Source organism: Novosphingobium sp. BL-S-21, from assembly GCF_055521655.1.
This window is the reverse complement of the sequence record NZ_CM145496.1, coordinates 2,803,131-2,821,504: the sequence shown is the minus strand read 5'-3', so window position 1 is coordinate 2,821,504 and position 18,374 is coordinate 2,803,131. Positions and strand designations below refer to the sequence as shown.

The 18,374-nt window shown below is 66.6% G+C and carries 15 protein-coding genes; 4 read left to right on the top strand and 11 right to left on the bottom strand.

What is annotated here, in order from left to right; translation table 11 throughout:
* Positions 1-39: 39 nt before the first annotated feature.
* Positions 40-1,332 (bottom strand): L-rhamnose catabolism isomerase, encoded by a 1,293-nt coding sequence (gene rhaI / locus ACZ1J6_RS21975; protein ID WP_132261687.1) that lies wholly within the window; start codon positions 1,330-1,332, stop codon positions 40-42.
* Between the two features lie 64 nt (positions 1,333-1,396).
* Positions 1,397-3,526, bottom strand: a complete 2,130-nt coding sequence (locus ACZ1J6_RS21970; RefSeq protein ID WP_465128041.1) for a bifunctional rhamnulose-1-phosphate aldolase/short-chain dehydrogenase — start codon at positions 3,524-3,526, stop codon at positions 1,397-1,399.
* A gap of 119 nt (positions 3,527-3,645) precedes the next feature.
* Here ACZ1J6_RS21970 and ACZ1J6_RS21965 point away from each other — a divergent pair, with 119 nt between their 5' ends.
* Genes ACZ1J6_RS21965 through ACZ1J6_RS21950 form a run of 4 tightly spaced genes read left to right on the top strand, consistent with a single transcriptional unit; the run spans position 3,646 to position 8,277 of the window.
* Positions 3,646-5,073 (top strand): FGGY-family carbohydrate kinase, encoded by a 1,428-nt coding sequence (locus ACZ1J6_RS21965; RefSeq protein ID WP_132261684.1) that lies wholly within the window; start codon positions 3,646-3,648, stop codon positions 5,071-5,073.
* Positions 5,073-6,221, top strand: coding sequence for an FMN-dependent L-lactate dehydrogenase LldD (lldD, locus tag ACZ1J6_RS21960; RefSeq protein WP_132261682.1), 1,149 nt, complete (start codon positions 5,073-5,075; stop codon positions 6,219-6,221). The genes ACZ1J6_RS21965 and lldD overlap by 1 nt, the downstream gene beginning before the upstream one ends.
* Before the next feature lie 2 nt (positions 6,222-6,223).
* Positions 6,224-7,528: an MFS transporter gene (locus ACZ1J6_RS21955; protein ID WP_132261680.1), complete on the top strand. Its 1,305-nt coding sequence runs from the start codon at positions 6,224-6,226 to the stop codon at positions 7,526-7,528.
* Positions 7,501-8,277, top strand: coding sequence for a DeoR/GlpR family DNA-binding transcription regulator (locus ACZ1J6_RS21950; RefSeq protein ID WP_431568656.1), 777 nt, complete (start codon positions 7,501-7,503; stop codon positions 8,275-8,277). The genes ACZ1J6_RS21955 and ACZ1J6_RS21950 overlap by 28 nt, the downstream gene beginning before the upstream one ends.
* Positions 8,278-8,523: 246 nt before the next feature.
* Here ACZ1J6_RS21950 and ACZ1J6_RS21945 read toward each other — a convergent pair whose 3' ends face one another.
* The 9 genes from ACZ1J6_RS21945 to ACZ1J6_RS21905 form a co-directional block, all read right to left on the bottom strand.
* Positions 8,524-9,849 carry a family 1 glycosylhydrolase gene (locus ACZ1J6_RS21945; protein WP_132261677.1) on the bottom strand — a complete coding sequence of 442 codons (1,326 nt, stop codon included), beginning with the start codon at positions 9,847-9,849 and terminating at the stop codon, positions 8,524-8,526.
* A gap of 10 nt (positions 9,850-9,859) precedes the next feature.
* Entirely contained in the window at positions 9,860-10,729 is an 870-nt protein-coding gene (locus ACZ1J6_RS21940; RefSeq protein ID WP_431568655.1) for an alpha/beta hydrolase, read from the bottom strand.
* Positions 10,726-11,184 carry a hypothetical protein gene (locus ACZ1J6_RS21935; RefSeq protein ID WP_431568654.1) on the bottom strand — a complete coding sequence of 153 codons (459 nt, stop codon included), beginning with the start codon at positions 11,182-11,184 and terminating at the stop codon, positions 10,726-10,728. Before ACZ1J6_RS21935 ends, ACZ1J6_RS21940 begins: the two co-directional genes overlap by 4 nt.
* The gene (locus ACZ1J6_RS21930) at positions 11,181-12,173 is read right to left on the bottom strand and encodes an MBL fold metallo-hydrolase (protein WP_431568653.1); all 993 of its coding nucleotides are present in this window, start codon (positions 12,171-12,173) and stop codon (positions 11,181-11,183) included. The genes ACZ1J6_RS21935 and ACZ1J6_RS21930 overlap by 4 nt, the downstream gene beginning before the upstream one ends.
* Positions 12,174-12,252: 79 nt before the next feature.
* Positions 12,253-14,586, bottom strand: coding sequence for a TonB-dependent receptor (locus ACZ1J6_RS21925; protein ID WP_431568652.1), 2,334 nt, complete (start codon positions 14,584-14,586; stop codon positions 12,253-12,255).
* A 66-nt stretch (positions 14,587-14,652) separates the two neighbouring features.
* On the bottom strand, positions 14,653-15,486 hold the full coding sequence (locus tag ACZ1J6_RS21920; RefSeq protein ID WP_431568651.1) for a fumarylacetoacetate hydrolase family protein: 834 nt from the start codon (positions 15,484-15,486) through the stop codon (positions 14,653-14,655).
* 47 nt (positions 15,487-15,533) lie between these two features.
* Positions 15,534-16,418 carry a VOC family protein gene (locus ACZ1J6_RS21915; RefSeq protein WP_431568650.1) on the bottom strand — a complete coding sequence of 295 codons (885 nt, stop codon included), beginning with the start codon at positions 16,416-16,418 and terminating at the stop codon, positions 15,534-15,536.
* Positions 16,415-16,846 (bottom strand): GlcG/HbpS family heme-binding protein, encoded by a 432-nt coding sequence (locus ACZ1J6_RS21910; protein ID WP_431568649.1) that lies wholly within the window; start codon positions 16,844-16,846, stop codon positions 16,415-16,417. The genes ACZ1J6_RS21915 and ACZ1J6_RS21910 overlap by 4 nt, the downstream gene beginning before the upstream one ends.
* Entirely contained in the window at positions 16,843-18,366 is a 1,524-nt protein-coding gene (locus ACZ1J6_RS21905; RefSeq protein ID WP_431568648.1) for a bifunctional 3-(3-hydroxy-phenyl)propionate/3-hydroxycinnamic acid hydroxylase, read from the bottom strand. The genes ACZ1J6_RS21910 and ACZ1J6_RS21905 overlap by 4 nt, the downstream gene beginning before the upstream one ends.
* Positions 18,367-18,374 lie beyond the last annotated feature (8 nt).

Genomic DNA, 18,374 nt, shown 5'->3' with positions numbered 1-18,374 from the left:
TGCCCCTGTCCCGGCGGCATTTTTAGGTAGTGTGAAGTCTCAGACGATCCCGGCGCCCAGGCCGACGGCCTTGCGTTCCTGCGCCTTGCGGTCGCGCCAGCGACTTTCGCGGTAGGCGCCCAGCACATCCGCCGCACCGCCCGCCTCCACGCGCGCCTTGGCCAGGATCGGGCTGACATCCACGTTGTAGGCCCGGCGCAGCGCCTGGAAGGCCATCATCGTGTCGTTGGCTTCCTGCGAGAGATGCAGCGCCTCGCGGTCCACGAGCAGCGCCTTGGCATAGCACGAACCGATGGCTTCGGCCGAAGACAGCATCGATTCGATCGGGTCGGTCACGTTGTGCGACTGGTCGATCATGTAGCTGGGCTTGAAACCGTCACGCGGGGCCAGTTCGGCCTCGACCAGTTCGTTGAACACCAGGAACAGCTGGTGCGGGTTGATCGAGCCCGAATCGAGGTCGTCGTCGCCGTACTTGCTGTCGTTGAAGTGGAAGCCGCCCAGCTTGCCGAAGCGATGGAGGCGGGCCACGATCTGCTCAATGTTCACGTTGGGCGCGTGATGGCCCAGGTCGACCAGGCACTTGGCCTTGGGGCCCAGTTCCTGCGCGGCGAGGATCGAGGAACCCCAGTCGCTGATGACGGTGGAGTAGAACGCCGGTTCGAACATCTTGTGTTCGAGCAGCATGCGCCAGTCGTCCGGCAGCGCGGCATAGACCTCAGCGGCCGCGTCCAGATAGCGGTCGAGGCTGCGGCCGAGGTCCTGCTGGCCGGGGAAGTTGGTGCCGTCACCCACCCAGACGGTCAGGTCGGTGGAGCCGAGCTGACGGCCGATCTCGATGCATTCGATATTGTGTTCGACGGCCTGCTGGCGGGTCGCCTCGATCGTCGAGGAGAGCGATCCGGTGGCGTAAGAGTGGGCCTGGTCCTTCTGGTCCTGGAAGGTGTTGGAGTTCACCGCGTCGAAGCCGAGGCCAAGGCTAGCCGCTTCTTCGCGCAGCGCCTTGTAATCGCTCACCTTGTCCCAGGGGAAGTGCGGCGAGACGCGCGGGGTGAGGCGCGAAAGCTGGTTGATGACGGCGCAGTCTTCCAGCTTCTCGTGGATATTGGTCGGTTCGCCCGCGATGGGGAACTTGGCGAAGCGAGTGCCGCCCCGGCCCGCGCCCCACGAAGGGACGGCGACCGAGAAGGCGGCGACCTTGTCCTTGATCGCGTCGATGGCGATGCCCGAACGCTCCAGCTTCCGGCCGAGCGAGGCATATTCGTCCTCCAGCGCGTCCGCCGCGCGGGCATTGGCTTCGGCGATCAGTTCATCCGAAATCGGCAGTCTGCTCATTCTTCTATCCTCTAGCCCGTGCGGGGGAACGCGCCGGTTCGCGCCTTCCCCCGATACATATCTCTTAGCGCGTGAACGCCTGCGCGTTACCCGCATCGACATTGATCATGTTGCCGGTCGATTTCGCCGACTGGTCTCCCGCGAGGAAATAGACGGCTTCGGCAATGTCCGAAGGCAGCACGTCGCGCTTCAGCATCGAGCGGTTGCGGTAGTGCTCTTCCAGTTCCTTGCCGGTGTCGATGCCGTGAGCGCCCGCGCGTTCCTTGCGCCAGTCGCCGTCCCAGATCTTGCTGCCCTTGATGACGGCATCGGGGTTGACGACGTTGACGCGGATACCATGCGGCGCGCCTTCCAGAGCGAGGCAGCGCGCAAGATGGTTCGCCGCCGCCTTGGCCGAAGCATAAGCCGAGGCATTGGTGGCCGCCGCCACGCCGTTCTTCGATCCGATGAAGACGACCGAGGTACCGCCCTGCTCCTTCATGCCCTTCAGCAGCGGCCAGGCAGCGCGGCTGGTGAGGAAGTAGCCCTGCGCCAGCACGTCATAGTTGCGGTTCCACAGCTCGATCGTGGTTTCCTCGATCGGGGCCGAGGAAGCGATGCCGGCATTGGCGACGAGAATGTCGAGCCCGCCGAATTCGCGCGCGGCGACGGCGAAGGCGTCGGAGACTTGCGCTTCGTCAGTCACGTCGCAGACGGCGGCGCGGACCACGTCCTTTCCGAACTGCTTCGCGAAACCGGCGCGTACTTCCTCAACGGCATCGGCGTCGCGGTCCGCCAGCAGCACGCAGGCGCCGTCCGCCATCAGCCGCGCCGCCGTGGCGGCACCGATGCCGCCGGCACCGCCGGTGACGAGCGCCACGCGGCCGACCAGCGGCTTGGGCGCGGGCATGCGCTGCAGCTTGGCTTCCTCAAGCAGCCAGTATTCGATGTCGAACGCTTCCTGCTCGTCCAGCGCGATATAGTCGCCGATGGCCTCGGCGCCGCGCATCACGTTGATGGCGTTGCCGTAGAATTCCCCGGCGAGGCGCGCCGTGGTCTTGTCCGTGGCGAAAGTCATGCGGCCGACGCCCGGCACCAGCACGACCACCGGGTTGGCATCGCGCATGGCGGGCGAGTTCCCACGCTTGCAGCGCTCGTAATAAGCCGCATACATGTCGCGATAATCGGCAATCTTCTGAGCCAGATAGTCCTGGTCCTGAAGACGCGAAGGGTCGAGGGTCAGGGGAGCGATCTTGGTGCGCAGGAAGTGATCGGGGCACGAAGTGCCCAGCCCGGCGAGACGTTCGAACTCCACCGAGTTCACGAATTCCAGCGCCTCGGCATCGTCCGAGAAATGGCCGACCTTGCGGCGTGCGCCGGTCATCAATCCGCGCAGGCGCGGCATGAGATCGGCGGCAATGGCGGCGCGGCCTTCGGAAGTGCCGTAGGCGCTGCCGCCGAAGGCCGGCTTTTCGCCGAGCTTGGCATTGAGGTACTTCGCGGCATCGGCGATCAGTTCGACGGTGTGCTCGTAACAGGACTTGGCGCTGTCGGCCCAGCAGATGATGCCGTGGCCGGCGAGCATGACACCCTCCACGCCCGGATTGGCGGCCACGTAGTCACGCAGCTGAACGCCGAGCGTGTAGCCCGGACGCTTCCAGCCCAGCCAGCCGATCTTGCCGCCCCAGATCGCCTGGGTGGCCGCTTCGCCGCCCGAGCTGGCGGCCAGCGCGATGATCGCATCCGGGTGAACGTGATCGACATGCGCGAAAGGCAGCAGCGAGTGCAGCGGCGTGTCGATCGAGGCAGCGCGGCCGTTGAGGTTGAACGTGCAATGCGGCAGGTAGCCGACCATCTTGTCGTCGTCTTCAGGCCCGGCATAGTGCGCTTCGAGGCCGAGCAGCTTTTCCTGGTAGAGCGTGGCGAAACCGTCGAGCTTCATCGAACCGATGTCGCCGCCCGAACCCTTGACCCACAGCACTTCCACCTCGCCGCCGGTCAGCGGGTCGATTTCGGTCAGCTTGGCCGAAGTGTTGCCGCCGCCGAAGTTGGTGACGGTAAGGTCGGAACCGAGCAGGTTGGAGCGGTAGAGCAGCAATTGCTCGGGCGAAAGCGTCGCCGCCACCGAGTCGTCCCAGCGGCTGGTCGGAACGGCAAAAGGTATCGCGGGCGGCATCGCAGCCGGGCGGGAAGCGGTCATGGTATCCATAGTCATCCTCTACCAATTCGTGCTTGCATGAGCAATCTGTTTCGCTACAAAACGATCACGTTCGATCACCAAAGTCAATCATAATTGGTCAGAACGCATTCGGGATTGAGGATGGTTGGAGAGCCATGACGGGTACGGGTACATTCATCGTCGTCGATATCGGCAAGACCCTCAGCAAGCTGACGCTGTGGACGCGGGGCGGCCGCATGCTCGACCGTCAGGTGCGCCCCAACGCCGCCTGCGAGCAGGACGGTCTGCGCGTTCTCGATGTCGAGGGTATCGGCCAATGGCTGCGCGCCACGCTGCGCGGCTGGTCGGGCCATCCGGTGGAGGCGATCATTCCCGTGGCGCACGGCGCAGGCTTCGCGGCGCTGGACGGCGCCGATGGCAATGGGGGCCTGCTGTTCCCCCCGCTCGACTACGAACAGGCCATCCCCGAAGACGTGATGGCGGACTACCGCCGCGAGCGTGACGCGTTCACTCTCACCGGCTCGCCCGCCCTGCCCGACGGTCTCAATCTGGGCACCCAGGTCTACTGGATGTCGCGCCGGTTCCCCGAGGAAATGGCCCGCGCCACGCTGGTGCCCTGGGCGCAGTACTGGGCCTGGTTCCTCACCGGCCGCACCGCCAGCGAAGTGACCAGCCTGGGCTGCCACACCGACCTCTGGTGCCCCGCCGATGCCCGGTTCTCGCCCATGTCCGAACGGTTCGGCTGGGCCGAACGCTTCGCGCCGGTCGTCAAGGCGAGCGACGTGGTGGGCACTCTCCGCGCCGATATCGCCGCCGAAACCGGCCTGCCCGCCACGGCACAAGTGCTCGCGGGCCTGCACGATTCGAACGCCGCCCTGCTCGCCGCCCGCGGTTTCGCCGAGATTGCACGGCAGGAAGCCACGATTCTCTCCACCGGCACCTGGTTCATCGCCATGCGCCTCGCTGCCGAGACGTTCTCGATCGCCGCGCTGCCCGAGGCGCGCGACACCCTGGTCAATGTCGACGCCTATGGCTGGCCGGTGCCTTCCGCGCGCTTCATGGGCGGGCGCGAGATCGAATCGATCATCCAGATCGACACCCGCCGCGTCGACATCCGCCCCGACCAGCCCCGGCTCATGGAGGCCGTGCCCGGCCTGCTCGCGCGCGGCACGATGATGATGCCCACTCTGGCGCCGGGCTTCGGACCCTTCCCTCACGGCACCGCCGAATGGGTCGACAAGCCCGAGGAATGGGCGGGAACCTGGTACGCCCGCCGCGCCGCGATCTGTCTCTATGCCGCGATGGTGGCGGATACTTCGCTCGACCTGATCGGCTCGAAGGAGCGGCTGCTGATCGAGGGCCGCTTCGCCGATGCCGAAGTCTTCGTACGCGCGCTGGCGGCACTGCGCCCCGACACCGAAGTCTATGTGGCCAACGCTCATAACGACGTGTCGTTCGGCGCCCTGCGGCTCATTAATCCGCTGCTGCAGGCGCAAGGCGGCCTGCGCCGGGTCGCGCCGCTCGAAGGCGATCTTGCCGCCTACCGCGCGAAATGGCGCGCGCATATGCGAGAGCTTGCCTGATGATCACCGCCTCGATCCCCGATTTCCGCGAGGCCGCCCGCCGCCGCCTGCCGCGCTTCCTGTTCGAATATATCGACGGCGGCTCCTATGCCGAAGCCACCTTGCGGCGGAACGTCTCCGACCTCGCCGACCTCGCCCTGCGCCAGCGGGTGCTGCGCGACGTGTCGCAGCTCGACCTCTCGACCGAGCTGTTCGGCCAGAAGCTGGCCCTGCCCGTCGCGCTCGCGCCGATCGGCCTTGCCGGCCTCAACGCCCGGCGCGGCGAGTGTCAGGCGGTGCGCGCGGCGGACAAGGCGGGCATTCCCTTCACGCTTTCCACCGTGGGCGCCTGCACCATCGGCGAAGTGGCATCGGCGGCGGCCAAGCCCTTCTGGTTCCAGCTCTACATGATCCGCGACCGCGCCTTCATGAAGGACCTGCTGGCGAAAGCAGTCGAGGCGGGCTGCTCCACCCTGGTCTTCACCGTCGACATGCCGGTGCCCGGCAGCCGCTACCGCGACTATCACACCGGCCTGGCCGGAACCGGCGGCCTGAAAGGCGCGGCCTGGCGCTTCGCGCAGGCGGCCGCGCGGCCCGCATGGGCCTGGGACGTCGGCATCCACGGCCGCCCGCACACGCTCGGCAATGTCGCCCCGGTGCTTCAGGGACGGACCGGCATCGAGGACTTCTTCGCCTGGATGCGGAACAACTTCGACCCCTCGATCAACTGGCGCGATCTCGATTTCATCCGCTCGGAATGGAAGGGGCCGCTGGTCATCAAGGGCATTCTCGACCCCGAGGATGCGAAGGAAGCCGCCGCGCTTGGCGCTGACGGCCTGGTCGTTTCCAACCACGGCGGCCGCCAGCTCGACGGCGTGCTCTCCAGCGCCCGCGCCCTGCCGCCCATCGCCGACGCCGTGGGAGACCGCATGACCGTGCTGGCCGACGGCGGCATCCGCTCCGGCCTCGACGTGGTGCGCATGCTCGCGCTCGGCGCCAAGGGCGTGCTGCTCGGCCGTGCCTGGGCCTGGGCGCTCGCCGCAGGGGGCGAGGCGGGCGTCACCAAGATGCTCAAATTGATCGAGGCCGAGATGCGCGTCGCCATGGCGCTCACCGGCACGACGAAAATCGCAGAGATCGACAGAACGATCCTGGCGGGAGGGACCTGACAATGACGGAAACCGCAGAGCAAGAGGACAACTGGCGCAACACCATACTCGCCGGCCTTGCCAACTATATCGACGCCGGCTCGATCGTCGCCGGCTCCGCCGCGCTCGCGCTGTGGCAGGAGAGCTATCACCTCTCCAACGACTTCGTCGGCCTGATCGCCGCCTTTGGCCCCAACGCCATCGGCGCGGGCGTGGGCGCGCTGATCGGGGGCTGGCTCTGCGACAAGCTGGGCCGCAAGAAGATCTACCAGTGGGACATGCTGATCTACGCGCTCGGCATGTCGATGCTGGTCTTCGCGGTGGCGCCCTGGATGATCGTCGTCGGCTTCCTGATCGTCGGCCTGGCCGTGGGCGCGGACATTCCCGCCAGCTGGTCGCTGATCGCGGAGCAGGCGCCGGACAACAAGCGCGGCAAGCATTCCGGCGTGGCGCAGGCGCTGTGGTATCTCGGCCCGGTCGTGGTCCTGCTGATGAGCCTGGCGCTAACCTCGCTCGGCGTCCTCGGCGCGCGGATCGTCTTCGCGCACCTCGTGGTGATCGCGCTGGGCCTCACCCTGCTGCGCTCGAAGATGAAGGAATCGGAGCGCTGGGTGGAGGCGCAGAAATCGGACGTGAAGCGCCCGCCCTTCTCCTCGCTGTTCAAGGGCAAGTATCTCACCTCGATCCTCGGCCTCGTGGGCATGTACGGGTTCTGGAACCTCTGGGCCGGCACCAACGGCTTCTTCTTCCCCTACATCCTGCGCACCATGGGCGCGGCCACCCAGGCGCAGAGCGTCGCCATCCAGGCGGTCTCGTTCTTCGTCGCCATGATCTCGGTCACGTTCGTGTTCATGCGCCTGTCGGACAAGGTGAACCAGCGCACGCTGTTCATCATCTCGGCCGTGATCCAGATCGCGGGCATGATGCTCCTGGCCATCCTGCCGCTGACGATCCCGGTCGCCCTGCTCTATGTGTTCCTGCTCCAGTTCGGCGGCGGCTTCGGCGCGCAGAGCTTCTTCCAGCTCTGGAGCTCGGAGATGTTCCCGACGATGCTGCGCTCCACCGCGCAGGGCGTCTGCTTCGCCATCGTGCGTATCTCGCTGGGCGTGTTCAGCTTCTTCGTGCCCATGCTCAATGCCACGGGCTTTACGAACCTGGCCTGGATTCTTACCGGCTTCCTTGTCATCAGCGGGATCATCGGCGCACTCTGGGCGCCCCGCAACGAAGGCAAGTCGCTGGAACAGCTCGAAGCGGAACAGGCCAATCCCGGCCTGGCTCCCCAGAAGGAAGCACAAGTCGCATGCACGCCGAGGAACGCGAACGCCTGATACTGGAGGCCGTCGCCGACACGGGCTTCGTGAGCTATCGCGCTCTCGAAGCCCAGCTCGACGCCTCGCCCGCAACGATCCGGCGCGACCTGACGCGGCTGGAGGAATCCGGCCGCATCCAGCGCGTCCATGGCGGCGCCAAGCTGCCGGAAGACGACAAGCCGGAAAACCCCCTGGGTCTGGCGGGCACGCCTTTCGAGCAGTCCATCACCCAGCACCTGCCCGCCAAGCAGGCCATCGGCCGCGCCGCGGCCAGGCTCTGCCGGCCGAGCGAGGGGATCATGATCGACGGGGGCACCACCACGCTCCAGATGTGCCCCTATCTCGACGGGCTGGACATGCAGGTGCTCACCAACTCGCTGCACATCGTCCACGCCCTGCTCCCCCAGACGGGAACGCGCGTGCTGCTGCCCTCGGGCACGGTGTTTCGCGAGCAGAACATCGTCCTGGCCCCGGCGGGCGAAGACTCGATGCCGCGCTTCCACGCGCCCAAGCTGTTCATGGGCGCGGCGGCGGTTGGCCCGCAGGGGGTGATGCAACAGGACGTGATCCTGGTCGCCGCCGAGCGCCGGTTCATGGACCGTGCGGAGGAAGTCGTGCTCCTCGTCGACAGCTCGAAGTTCCGCTCATCGTCGGGCGCGATCGTCTGCGGGTTGGACGAAGTGGATACCATCGTCACCGATGAAGGGATTCCGCAGGACATGGCGGATCGGCTGCGGGATCTCGGGGTTAAGTTGATTATCGCCTGAAGGCAGGAAGAAGGCCTGGGGGATGATCCCCCAGGACCTCAGAATTTGGCGGGCTTGGTGCGCGGCTTACCTTTGCGGGCGGCGCCGCGTTCGATGGTCTCCTGACGGGAATGGCACGCCAGCCCGATAGGGCAGCATGCCATGTTCCTCGTCATTGCGAGGAGGCGAAGCCGACGCGGCAATCCAGAGCCGCGCCAAGCCGCCCTGGATTGCTTCGCTGCGCTCCCAATTACGAAGTGCAGGCGTTCAAAGTGAATTCCGCTTCGCAATCCCGCCCAGCACCGCAGCGCTCGGCTTGGGCGTGCGGGCGAACGTGGTGCGATCCACGCTGCACAGGCCGAAGCGCGGCTTGTAGCCGAAGATCCACTCGTAATTGTCCAGCAGCGACCAGTGCATGTAGCCAAGCACCGGCACGCCGTCGTCCATCGCCTGCTTCAGCCCTTCGAGCGCCGCTGGAATGAAGCGCGCGCGCAGCGTATCGTCCTCGGTGCCGACGCCGTGTTCGGAAACCAGCACCGGAACCTTGGTCGCGGCGTGGACATAGCGCACCGCGCCCGCCAGAGACGGCGCCCAGACTTCGGTGCCGGACCAGTTGCGATCGGCGCTATCCGGCGCGGGCAGGCGGCCCTTGTCGTTCCAGACCGCGCGTTCGTAGTTCTGCACGCCGATGAAGTCGTCGCCCTTGGCGATCTCCAGCCAGTCGCCGTAAAGCTCGGCGCGGACCTTGTCGCGCATCGAGTTCTTGCCGGAAGCCTGGTCGTCCAGCACCGAGAGCGTGAAGCCCACCGGCAGATCGCCGCGCACGGCCTTGATCGCGGCGCGGGCGGCCTTGTGCCCGGCCATCTGGCCCCGGACGATGACATCCACGTCCTCGCGCCCGGCGACATTGGCGCAGAGGAAACGCTCGACGCCGAGCCGCTTGGTGGCGGCCTCCAGAGTCTGGCGCTGCATGTCCCATACCGGCGGGGGCAGGATGTTCTTGAGGATGAGCAGGATATTCGGCTCGTTCAGCGTCATGGCCATGGCGATATCGGCACCGATCGCGCGAGCCACCTTGTCGCAGTAACGGCCGAAGAGCTGGGCGGATTCCGGGTTGCTCCAGCCGCCCTGCGCGCTGAACCAGCGCGGCGCGGTGAAGTGGTTGAAAGTCACCAGCGGGGCCAGGCCGCGGGCGTGGCAGCCTTCGACGATCCGCTTGTAGTGATCGAGCATGGCCTGCGAGAACAGGCCCTTCTCCGGTTCGATCCGCGCCCATTCCACGCCGAAGCGGTAGGAGGTGAGGCCCAGCGACTTCACGATATCCAGATCGGTCGCCCAGAGTTCCAGGCTGTTCACGGCGTCGCCCGAAGGCTCCGCGAAGATGGTCGGCTTCTGGTTTTCGACGAACCAGAGGTCGGACGCCACATTGTTGCCTTCGATCTGGTGCGGCGCGGTGGCCGCGCCCCAGAGGAAGCCCTTGGGGAAGGCCGGGTCTGGACGCTTCGCGGCGGCGCGTGCCATGACCGGCGCGGCGGCGGCAAGTGCTCCAGCGGCGAGCAGGCTTCGGCGGTCGAGATTCGCAATCTTGGTCATCGGATGCCCCTCAGGAATGGTCGGCGAAGAAGGAAAGCAGTTCGTCGGACAGCCGGCGGTCGGACGTGCCGAGATGCATGGCCATCGAATAGTGGTTGTGCCCGGAGGCGTAGTGCGCGCGCGGCAGATGGCCGTGGCGGCCGAGGCGGGCTTGCAGGAGGCTGGCCCATTCGGCCTGGAAGCGCGGCGGGTCGAACTCCGCGCAGGCGACCATGAGCGGCAGGCTGGTCGCCATCACCGCGCCCATCGGCATGCGCAAGTCGTAGCAATCCTGCGGGCCGTAATAGAGCATGTCGCGCTCATCCAGCGGTGTGAACCCATAGAGCCCCGAAAGCAGCGCGGCCCCGCGCACCAGCTTGCCGTGATCCTCGCGCGCTTTCAGAAAGGCCGAGACATGGACCGCGCCCGCCGACGTGCCGAGCAGGAAGATCCGGTCCGGATCGCCGCCATGCCCGGCCACGTTCGCGCGCAGCCAATCGACCGCAAGGCTCACGTCCTCCGCGCCCGAAGGCCACATGTGCGCAGGCGCGAGGCGGTAGTTCATCACCGCGCCGATCAGCCCGTTCGCGGCCGCCCAGCGCCCGACATGGGCATTGGTCCAACCGCTTTCGCCGGCGCCCGCTTGTCCACCTTTGTCGCCAACGAGGAAGCCCCCGCCATGAACGAACAGCACCACCGGACGGGGATCGCCTCCCTGGCCATAGAGATCGAGGCGGTTGCGGGGATCGGGACCATAGGCGCAGTCGAGCGCGACCGGCGCGATCTCGGCGGCGAGCACCTGCTGCTCGGCCTGGAACAGACCCCGGCACGCCGCAACGACATCGGGACCCAGCTTCGTACCCATCGCGACGATGGCGCGTCCCGTTTCACGAGCGGTCATGCCACTTCACTCCCTCGATGCGCGAACAGGCGGGTCAGCGAGTAAGTCGTTCCGGCCACGCCCAGCCCGGTTCCATAGACCAGCTTGAGCACGAGCGCGACTGACCAGCCGATCTCGCGCCACGGCCCGAAAAGACCGATCGCGGCGAGAACCGCAGCGCTCGCCAGGCCCGCCAGCACGACGGTGAGAACGGTCCGCGCGATGAAGCCGCGGCTACCCGTGCGCACTCCGGTCTTGCGAAGACTGGCCGAAACCACCAGCAGCGGCACCAACGAGGACATCAGGGCGATGGCCGCGGCCTGCGGCGGGAAATCCAGCGCGAAATTGTTGGGCGCAGCGAAATGCAGCGGGCGGTTCGCAAAGCCGAAAACGCCGAAGAAGAACACCGCGCTCAGGACCAGATTGATCGCGCCGCTGGTCACTTGCTCACGCCGCAGCCGGGCGGCGATGTTCATGGCCGGCATCCGAGATCGAAGCTCTGGAGATCGCGCGCGAGATCGACCGTCCCGGCATAGCGCGCGGCGATTCCGGAGCGGATGGCGGGTTCGAACTGCGGCAATGGCCCCGGCGGGACCGCGAAGTGAGTCAGCACCACCCTGCCCACACCTGCGTCGGCGGCGATCTCGCCGATCGCTTCAGGCTTAAGGTGATGGGTGGAAAGGTGGCGCTCCATGCCGGCCAGCATCTCGGGCGAGGCGTCCTTGCGGCGCTGGCGGATTTCACCAAGCAGAGCGTCGAGGGCGATGATCTCGGTCACGAACATGTCGCTGCCCTTGGCCAGCGCAGTAACGGCAGCGCTTGGGCCGGTGTCGCCGGTATAGGTAATGCTGCGGGTGCCCAGCGCGAAACGGTAGCTGAGCGAGACGTTGGCCGCATCCGGCTTGCCGTCATGGTCGAAGTGACTGTTGGCGGCGGTCTTCACGCTCACGCCCTGCCCGAGGTCGAGTGCCTGACCACCCGCCAGTTCGATCACACGTACCGAGTCCGCCGGGCGCGGCGGCGGTGTGCCGAGACCGAAGCCGATGCTGCCCGGTGTCGCCAGCGAGGCGACGATGCCTTCCACCACCGCCCGCGTACCCGCCGGGCCGTAGACGGTCAGGACGCCGGGAAACTGGTTCATCCAGCGCAGGCCGATCACGGCGGCGAGGCCGCCGGTATGGTCGAGATGATTGTGGCTGATGAATACCGTGTCGATGGCGCCAAGGTCGAGCCCGATCCGGGCGAGCTGGTCCACCGTGCCGTCGCCCGTGTCGACAAGCATCCGGCGATCACCGATGGTTAGGAGATTGGCCGGTTCCGAGCGCTCGGCCGTAGGCACCGGACCGCCGGCCGTTCCCAGCGTCGTCCAGCGCAGCGCCGGGCAGGTCGTGGCCGCCAGCGCGGGAACGGCGGACATCGCCGCTACCGTAAGCGCCAGCGACGTCATTGCGCGTTGAACCTGCATCATCACCCCTCTGTTGGCCGCCTCTTGAGGGCGCCTCGATGAATTGGGCCGGGGCCTTGCGGACCCCGGCCGGATACGATCAGAACTTCGTTTCGGCCTGGACGCCGATCGTGCGACGGCCTTCGCGGGTGAGCCAGTTCACGTAAGCCCCCGAGTCCGCGAACGGCAGGTGGATGACCGAGGCGTGGAAGCGTTGGTCGAGCAGGTTGCGCACGAAGGCGCCGACCCGCCAGTTGCCGTCCGGATGGCCGATCCCCATGCTCAGGCCGATCGTGCCGTAGCCGTCCTGATAGGCATAGGCATTGGCCACCGCGTACTGCACGCGGCTGCGATAGTAGATATTGGCCGAGGTATCGAACTGGAGGCTGTCGTTGATCGGCAGCTTCACGTCCGCGCCCAGCGTGGCGCTGTACTTCGGCGCGCCCGACAGCGGCTCGCCCTTGGCCTGGACCAGGCTGGTGACGCCGTCGGCTGCCAGGAAGCAGGAATATCCGGCCTTCACGTCCTCGGGGCAGGCAGTCACGTAGTCGGTGAACTTGGTGTCCGAATACGTGAAGCCGCCGCTGAACGAGAGCACCGGGGTGACGCGCCAGGAGGCGTCGATCTCGAAGCCCTTGGCGGTGAAGCCACCGGCGTTCTCGGTAACGAATTCCACGCCGTTGAACACCGAGGTCTGGAGGTTCTTGTACTTGTCGTAGAACAGGTTGGCGTTGAAGGTCACCGCGCGGTCGAACAGCTGCGACTTGATGCCCACGGTGATGTCGCGGACGGTCTGCGGCTTCACGTTGGTGCGCGTGCCGGTCAGGCCGGTGAAGGTCACCGTCGGGCCGAGGTAACCGCGCGCGATGGTGCCGAACAGCATGACATCGGGCGTGATCTTGAACTCGGCACCGCCACGGCCCGACCACGAACCCTTCTTGGTGCTGCCGGTCTGGAGCGAAGTGGGCGTATAGGGCGTCACGAAGCCGGAACCGTCGGCAGCAGGCGTAGCCGGCGCGAAGTTGGGATCGATGATCGAGAAGTAGGACGCCTTCACCCAGTCGTACTGATAGCGCAGACCGCCGATCAGGCTGAACTGGTCGGAGACGTGGAACTTGCCGTCGAAGAAGCCGGCCAGCGAATCCGAGCGCGTCTGGGTGTTGCCCTGCCCGCCGGAGATGTTGACGATGAAGCTCTGGAACGGGTTGGCGGGACGAAGCTGGGCACGGTTGAAGTCGTTGTCGTCACCCACCTTGCGCCGCGAGGCATAGACGCCCGAAGTGAATTCGAGTTGGCTGCCGCTCGGCGAACTGATGCGCAGTTCCTGCGAGAGGAACGACTGGTCCGTGCCGGTCTGCTGCGCGGTGAAGACCGGAACGCTCGAACCGTCGATCGAGAAGACCTGCGGGCCTTCGTCGAGGCGGCGATAGGCGGTGATCGAGGTCAGGTTGTAATCGCCAAGCGCGTAGTTGATCTCCATCGACCCGCCGAAGTTCTGCTCCGAGCTGTACCCGGCGTAGTCCTCCACCGACTTGGTGTTGTCGAAGCCTGCCGTCACGCCGAGCGCGGTGAGGTTACCGAAGCGCGCGGCCATCAGCGGATTGGCGAAGCTGGGCAGGCGATTAAGCGTCCAGAGCTGGCCCGGGCCCTTGCGGCTGATTTTCGAATAGTCGCCGATCAGGTAGATCGAGAAATCGTCCGTGGGCTCATAGAGGAACTTGGCGCGGCCGCCGTAGCTTTCCTCGCCGCCCCAGGTCTCGTCCCGGTAGACGTTCTTGAGGAAGCCGTCGTTGCGGCGGTAGAAGCCGAACACGGCAAGCGCCGAATTCTGGGATACCGGCACGTTGACGCTGGCATTGGCGTTGACTTCGTTCAGCTGGGCATAGCTCAGGAAGGCCTTGCCGAAGAAATGCGAGGGATCGGGCTTCTTGGTGGTGATGTTGATGACGCCGGACGAGGCGTTCTTGCCGAACTGGGTGCCTTGCGGCCCCTTCAGCACTTCGACGCGCTCCAGGTCGCCAAGGCTGTTGATCGGGTTGCCGAAGGGAATGACGACGTTGTCGACCACGGTGCCGACGTTCTGCTCGGACGAGCTGGAGAAGCCGCCGGCCGAGCCTACGCCGCGCAGGCGGAAGCCGGAATCGTTGGGCGAGGATCCGAACTGCACGCCGGAGAACTGGTACTGGATATCGGTCAGCTTCTGGAAACCGCTCTCGGTGAGCTGGGCGCCGGAGATGGCGGAGACCGCGATCGGCACGTCCTGGAGACGCTCGGCGCGGCGGGAGGCGGTGACGATGATGTCGGTGCCGGAAACCTGCGGGGCCTCGGCTGCCTGAGGCGCGGCGGCCTGAGGGGTCTCCTGGGCCTGGGCGGAAACGCTGACGGCGCCCAGGGCGATGCCGGAAAGCAGGCTGAACTTGCTGATGGTGTTCATATTGGTCTCTCCCCAAACTGATTGTTTATAGCCGGTTTTTATGGCCGATTTTATGGATGCGACCCGTCAGGTCTCGTCGATGACGGGGTTGGAAAGGGTGCCGATCACGCCCACGGACACTTCGACCGTGTCGCCGGCCTTGAGGTAGAGCGGGGGCTTGCGCTTGTCGCCGACGCCGCCCGGGGTGCCGGTGGCGATCACATCGCCGGGCTTGAGGTCGGTGAAAGTCGAGCAATAGGCGATGACCGTGGGGATATCCCAGATCATGTCGGAGACCGGCTGGTCCTGCACCAGTTCGCCGTTCACGCGGGTCTGCACGCGCTGCGAGGCCAGGTCTTCCACGTCCGAAGCGGCCACCATCGAAGGGCCGAAGCCGCCGGTGCCGGGCCAGGTCTTGCCCGGCGTGAACTGGATGTTGTGGCGCTGCCAATCACGGATCGAGCCATCATTGAACGGCGCGAAACCGGCAACGTGCTCCCATGCGTTCTCGGGCGCGATGCGGCGGCCGCCCTTGCCGATCACGACCGCCAGTTCGCCCTCGTAGTCGAAGCGTTCGCTTTCGGGCGGGCGGACCATGGGCTCGCCATCGGCGATCAAGCTGTCGGCCCAGCGGGTGAAGATCGCCGGGTGTTCCTTCTGCTCGCGGCCGGTTTCGGCAACGTGGCTGGCGTAGTTGAGGCCGACGCAGAGGATCTTTTCGGGGTTCGGCACGACCGGCAACAGCTTCACCGCATCGGTGGCGAACTCGCCCGTCGCGGGCAGCGCGGCAAGGTCGCCTGCCAGCACGTCCTTCAGCCATGCGTCCGCACCGGATGCGCCGAGATCGATCACCTTGTCCCCTTCGAGGCGGCCGAAGCTCTTGCTGCCATCGGGACGTTCGAAGCTGATGTAACGGTTCATGCGTAGTCTCCCCTGCCCCCGCGTCTCGCGCGGCGGCGGTCAAATGGTCAGAGCGGTGCGGCTTCCCAGTCGCGGCGGAAGCGGAAGCGTTCCTCGGCGCGGCGAAGGCCATCGAAATCCTTGTCGGACACGCCCCACTGGTCGATGCGACCCGCGGGCCAGGTCCAGTCGTCCGGCGCGCCGACCTTGTAGTCTTCCGGCACTTTCTCCACGGCGGTCGAGAATTCGATCACCGGGCCGAACGGGGCGATGAAGTAGGCGTAGACATTGGCGCCAGGCCCGTGGCGGCCGGGGCCCCAGGCAGGCACCAGCGCATGGTCACGCAAGCGGCCGATCCCGCGCATCACCGCGTCCATGTCTTCCATCTCGAAAGCGACGTGGTTGAGCGAGGCGAAACCGGCGCGGGCGAAGGCGGTGGAGTGGTGGCTGTCGTTGCAGCGCACGAAGACCATGCCCTTGGTGCGGTCGGACACGCGGAAGCCCAGCACATCCTCCACCGCATCGCCGCAGGCTTCGGCATCGGCGGCATTGAACACGACATGGGTGAGCTTCACCGGCAGATCGCGCCCGGCGATCGGTTCGACTTCGGTAGCATCGACGAGGAAGCGCAGGATCGTGCCTTCGGGCAGTTCGACCAGCACACCCTGCCCGCCGCCGAGATCGTCGCTCGTGGTCGGGCTCGCCGTCCATCCGGCGGCAGCGACGCGGGCTTTCAGGGCTTCCAGTTCCTCGGCGGTGCAGACGAACGTGGTGGAGCGGACGAATTCGTCCTCCGACTTCTCGAACGCCACGAGGTAGGGAAACGGCCCGGAGCCGCGCAGGTACTGCGTATCGCCTTCAGCTTCCGCAGCAGCCATGCCCCAGATTTCGGTCATGAACGCGGCGGCGGCAGCCGGGTCGGGCAGCGCCAGTTCGATGCTGCGCAGTTTCATGCTTCGGTCTCCTGAGAGAGCCCTGCCGCGCGGATGCCGGCGCGGGCGCAGTCGGCATCACACTCGCCGGTGTCACCGCTGACGCCGACGGCGCCGATCAAAGTGCCGGCGGCATCGCGGATCACCACCCCACCCGGGGAGAACGCGATGCGGCCGCCGACGGCAGCGGTGACGCTTTGAAAGAACACCGGATTGCCCTTGGCCCGCTCGGCCAGGACGGCGGTATCCGCATCCATGCCAACGGCGCCTTCGGCCTTGGCTTTGGCAATGTCGAAACGGAAGAGGCTCGCCCCGTCCTCGCGCGCGAAAGCGACCGGGTGGGCGCCGGCGTCGAGCACGATCACCGCGAGTTGCTTGGCACCGCGGGCGCGTGCCTCGGCAAGCGTGGCGGTAACGATGGTCTGGGCCTGAGCCAGCGTGAGAGTCATGCGGCAAGCTCCTGATGGCTGAAAAGCTGCGCCGCGCGGGCGGCAAGCAGGTCTTCGGCGCTGTGGCTGGCGGTTCCGAAGACGTAATGGTCAGGGCGGATCAGCACAGCATCGACGCCGTGTTCATCCAGCCATGCGGTCACCGCGCCATTGTCCGGCAGGGTGCTGGCGGCGATGCGGGTCACGCCCTCGGCTTGTCCCGGCACCGCATCGTCGCGGACGAACAGGCGCCAGTCGCCGCCGGTCAGGTCGTCGAGCTTGCGGCCATCGGTGAGCACCGGCTGCACGAAGCGCGCACCTGCGCCGGTCGTGCCGGGCAGGACCACGCCTTCGGCAATCGCCGGGATCAGGTCATGCGCGGTCTCGCCGGACTTCTGCCGCGCTTCCTCGCGGATGCGGGCATCGCGCGCGGCGGCCTCGGCGGGATCGAGTTCGCAGATGTAGCGCCCGGCGGCAACGGCGGCACCGATCACCGCACGGACATGCGGGTCGCGCTCGGGCTGGTAGCTGTCGAGCACCGCAGCGTCGGCGCCGTGGTTGGCCACTGCGTCCATCTTCCACGCCAGATTGGCGACATCGCGCAGGCCATGGCACATGCCCTGCCCGAAGAACGGCGGCGTCTGGTGCGCGGCGTCACCGGCCAGGAACACGTTCCCGACCTGCCACTGGTGCGCGACCAGGCCGTGGAAACGATAAGTCGCGGCGCGCACGATCCTGTGCGGCACATCGGCCATCCACGCACCGACGAGTTCGGCCACCTTATCCGGTGCCGACATCGCGACATCGTCTTCACCGGGAAGCAGCATGAACTCCCACCGGCGATGATCGCGGCGGCCGGGAACCACGGTGGCGGGGCGCGAGGGATCGCACATCATCACCGAGAGGCGCTGGAGGTCGGCCCCCTCGGGCACGCCGGAGAGCGGCGGGAAGGAGACCGGGCCTTCGACCTCGGCATCGACGACGAGCCAGGGCTCCTCGAAATCGAGATCGTCCAGTCCGACGCCCAGCGCCTTGCGGACCGAACTGCGGGCGCCGTCGCAGGCAATCACCCAGCGGGCGGAGGTCCTGCGCGTTTCACCGTCCTCGCTATAGTCGACGGTAACGCCGCTCTCGTCCTGCGTCAGGCCGAGGAACGTCGCGCCGAGCACGAGTTCGACGTTGTCCCTGCCTGCAAAGCCTTCGCGCAAGTGCGCTTCGAGTTCGGGCTGGTAGAAGAAGTAGTCGTTGGCCCAGCCAAACGGGCGCGGCTTGCCCACGGTGCCCATGTAGCGGATCACCCCGTGGTCGGCGCCAACATGCAGGTGGCCGTCGGTGGCGATCATGTCGCCTTCCACCCGATCGATCACCCCGGCCGACTGGAACAGGCGCATCATCTCATGATCGAGATGGACCGCGCGCGGCAGCGGATAGTGTTCCAGTTCCCGTTCGAGAACCAGCACGTTGAGCCCTTTCAGGCCGAGAAGGTTCGCAGCCAGCGCGCCCACAGGGCCGCAGCCTACGACAACCACGTCGTACGACATCTTGTAAG

Bases quoted from the DNA above. Each gene is read 5' to 3' on its own strand.
- rhaI (WP_132261687.1), bottom strand. From the start codon at position 1,332: ATGAGCAGACTGCCGATTTCGGATGAACTGATCGCCGAAGCCAATGCC.
- ACZ1J6_RS21970 (WP_465128041.1), bottom strand. From the start codon at position 3,526: ATGACTATGGATACCATGACCGCTTCCCGCCCGGCTGCGATGCCGCCC.
- ACZ1J6_RS21965 (WP_132261684.1), top strand. From the start codon at position 3,646: ATGACGGGTACGGGTACATTCATCGTCGTCGATATCGGCAAGACCCTC.
- lldD (WP_132261682.1), top strand. From the start codon at position 5,073: ATGATCACCGCCTCGATCCCCGATTTCCGCGAGGCCGCCCGCCGCCGC.
- ACZ1J6_RS21955 (WP_132261680.1), top strand. From the start codon at position 6,224: ATGACGGAAACCGCAGAGCAAGAGGACAACTGGCGCAACACCATACTC.
- ACZ1J6_RS21950 (WP_431568656.1), top strand. From the start codon at position 7,501: ATGCACGCCGAGGAACGCGAACGCCTGATACTGGAGGCCGTCGCCGAC.
- ACZ1J6_RS21945 (WP_132261677.1), bottom strand. From the start codon at position 9,849: ATGACCAAGATTGCGAATCTCGACCGCCGAAGCCTGCTCGCCGCTGGA.
- ACZ1J6_RS21940 (WP_431568655.1), bottom strand. From the start codon at position 10,729: ATGACCGCTCGTGAAACGGGACGCGCCATCGTCGCGATGGGTACGAAG.
- ACZ1J6_RS21935 (WP_431568654.1), bottom strand. From the start codon at position 11,184: ATGAACATCGCCGCCCGGCTGCGGCGTGAGCAAGTGACCAGCGGCGCG.
- ACZ1J6_RS21930 (WP_431568653.1), bottom strand. From the start codon at position 12,173: ATGCAGGTTCAACGCGCAATGACGTCGCTGGCGCTTACGGTAGCGGCG.
- ACZ1J6_RS21925 (WP_431568652.1), bottom strand. From the start codon at position 14,586: ATGAACACCATCAGCAAGTTCAGCCTGCTTTCCGGCATCGCCCTGGGC.
- ACZ1J6_RS21920 (WP_431568651.1), bottom strand. From the start codon at position 15,486: ATGAACCGTTACATCAGCTTCGAACGTCCCGATGGCAGCAAGAGCTTC.
- ACZ1J6_RS21915 (WP_431568650.1), bottom strand. From the start codon at position 16,418: ATGAAACTGCGCAGCATCGAACTGGCGCTGCCCGACCCGGCTGCCGCC.
- ACZ1J6_RS21910 (WP_431568649.1), bottom strand. From the start codon at position 16,846: ATGACTCTCACGCTGGCTCAGGCCCAGACCATCGTTACCGCCACGCTT.
- ACZ1J6_RS21905 (WP_431568648.1), bottom strand. From the start codon at position 18,366: ATGTCGTACGACGTGGTTGTCGTAGGCTGCGGCCCTGTGGGCGCGCTG.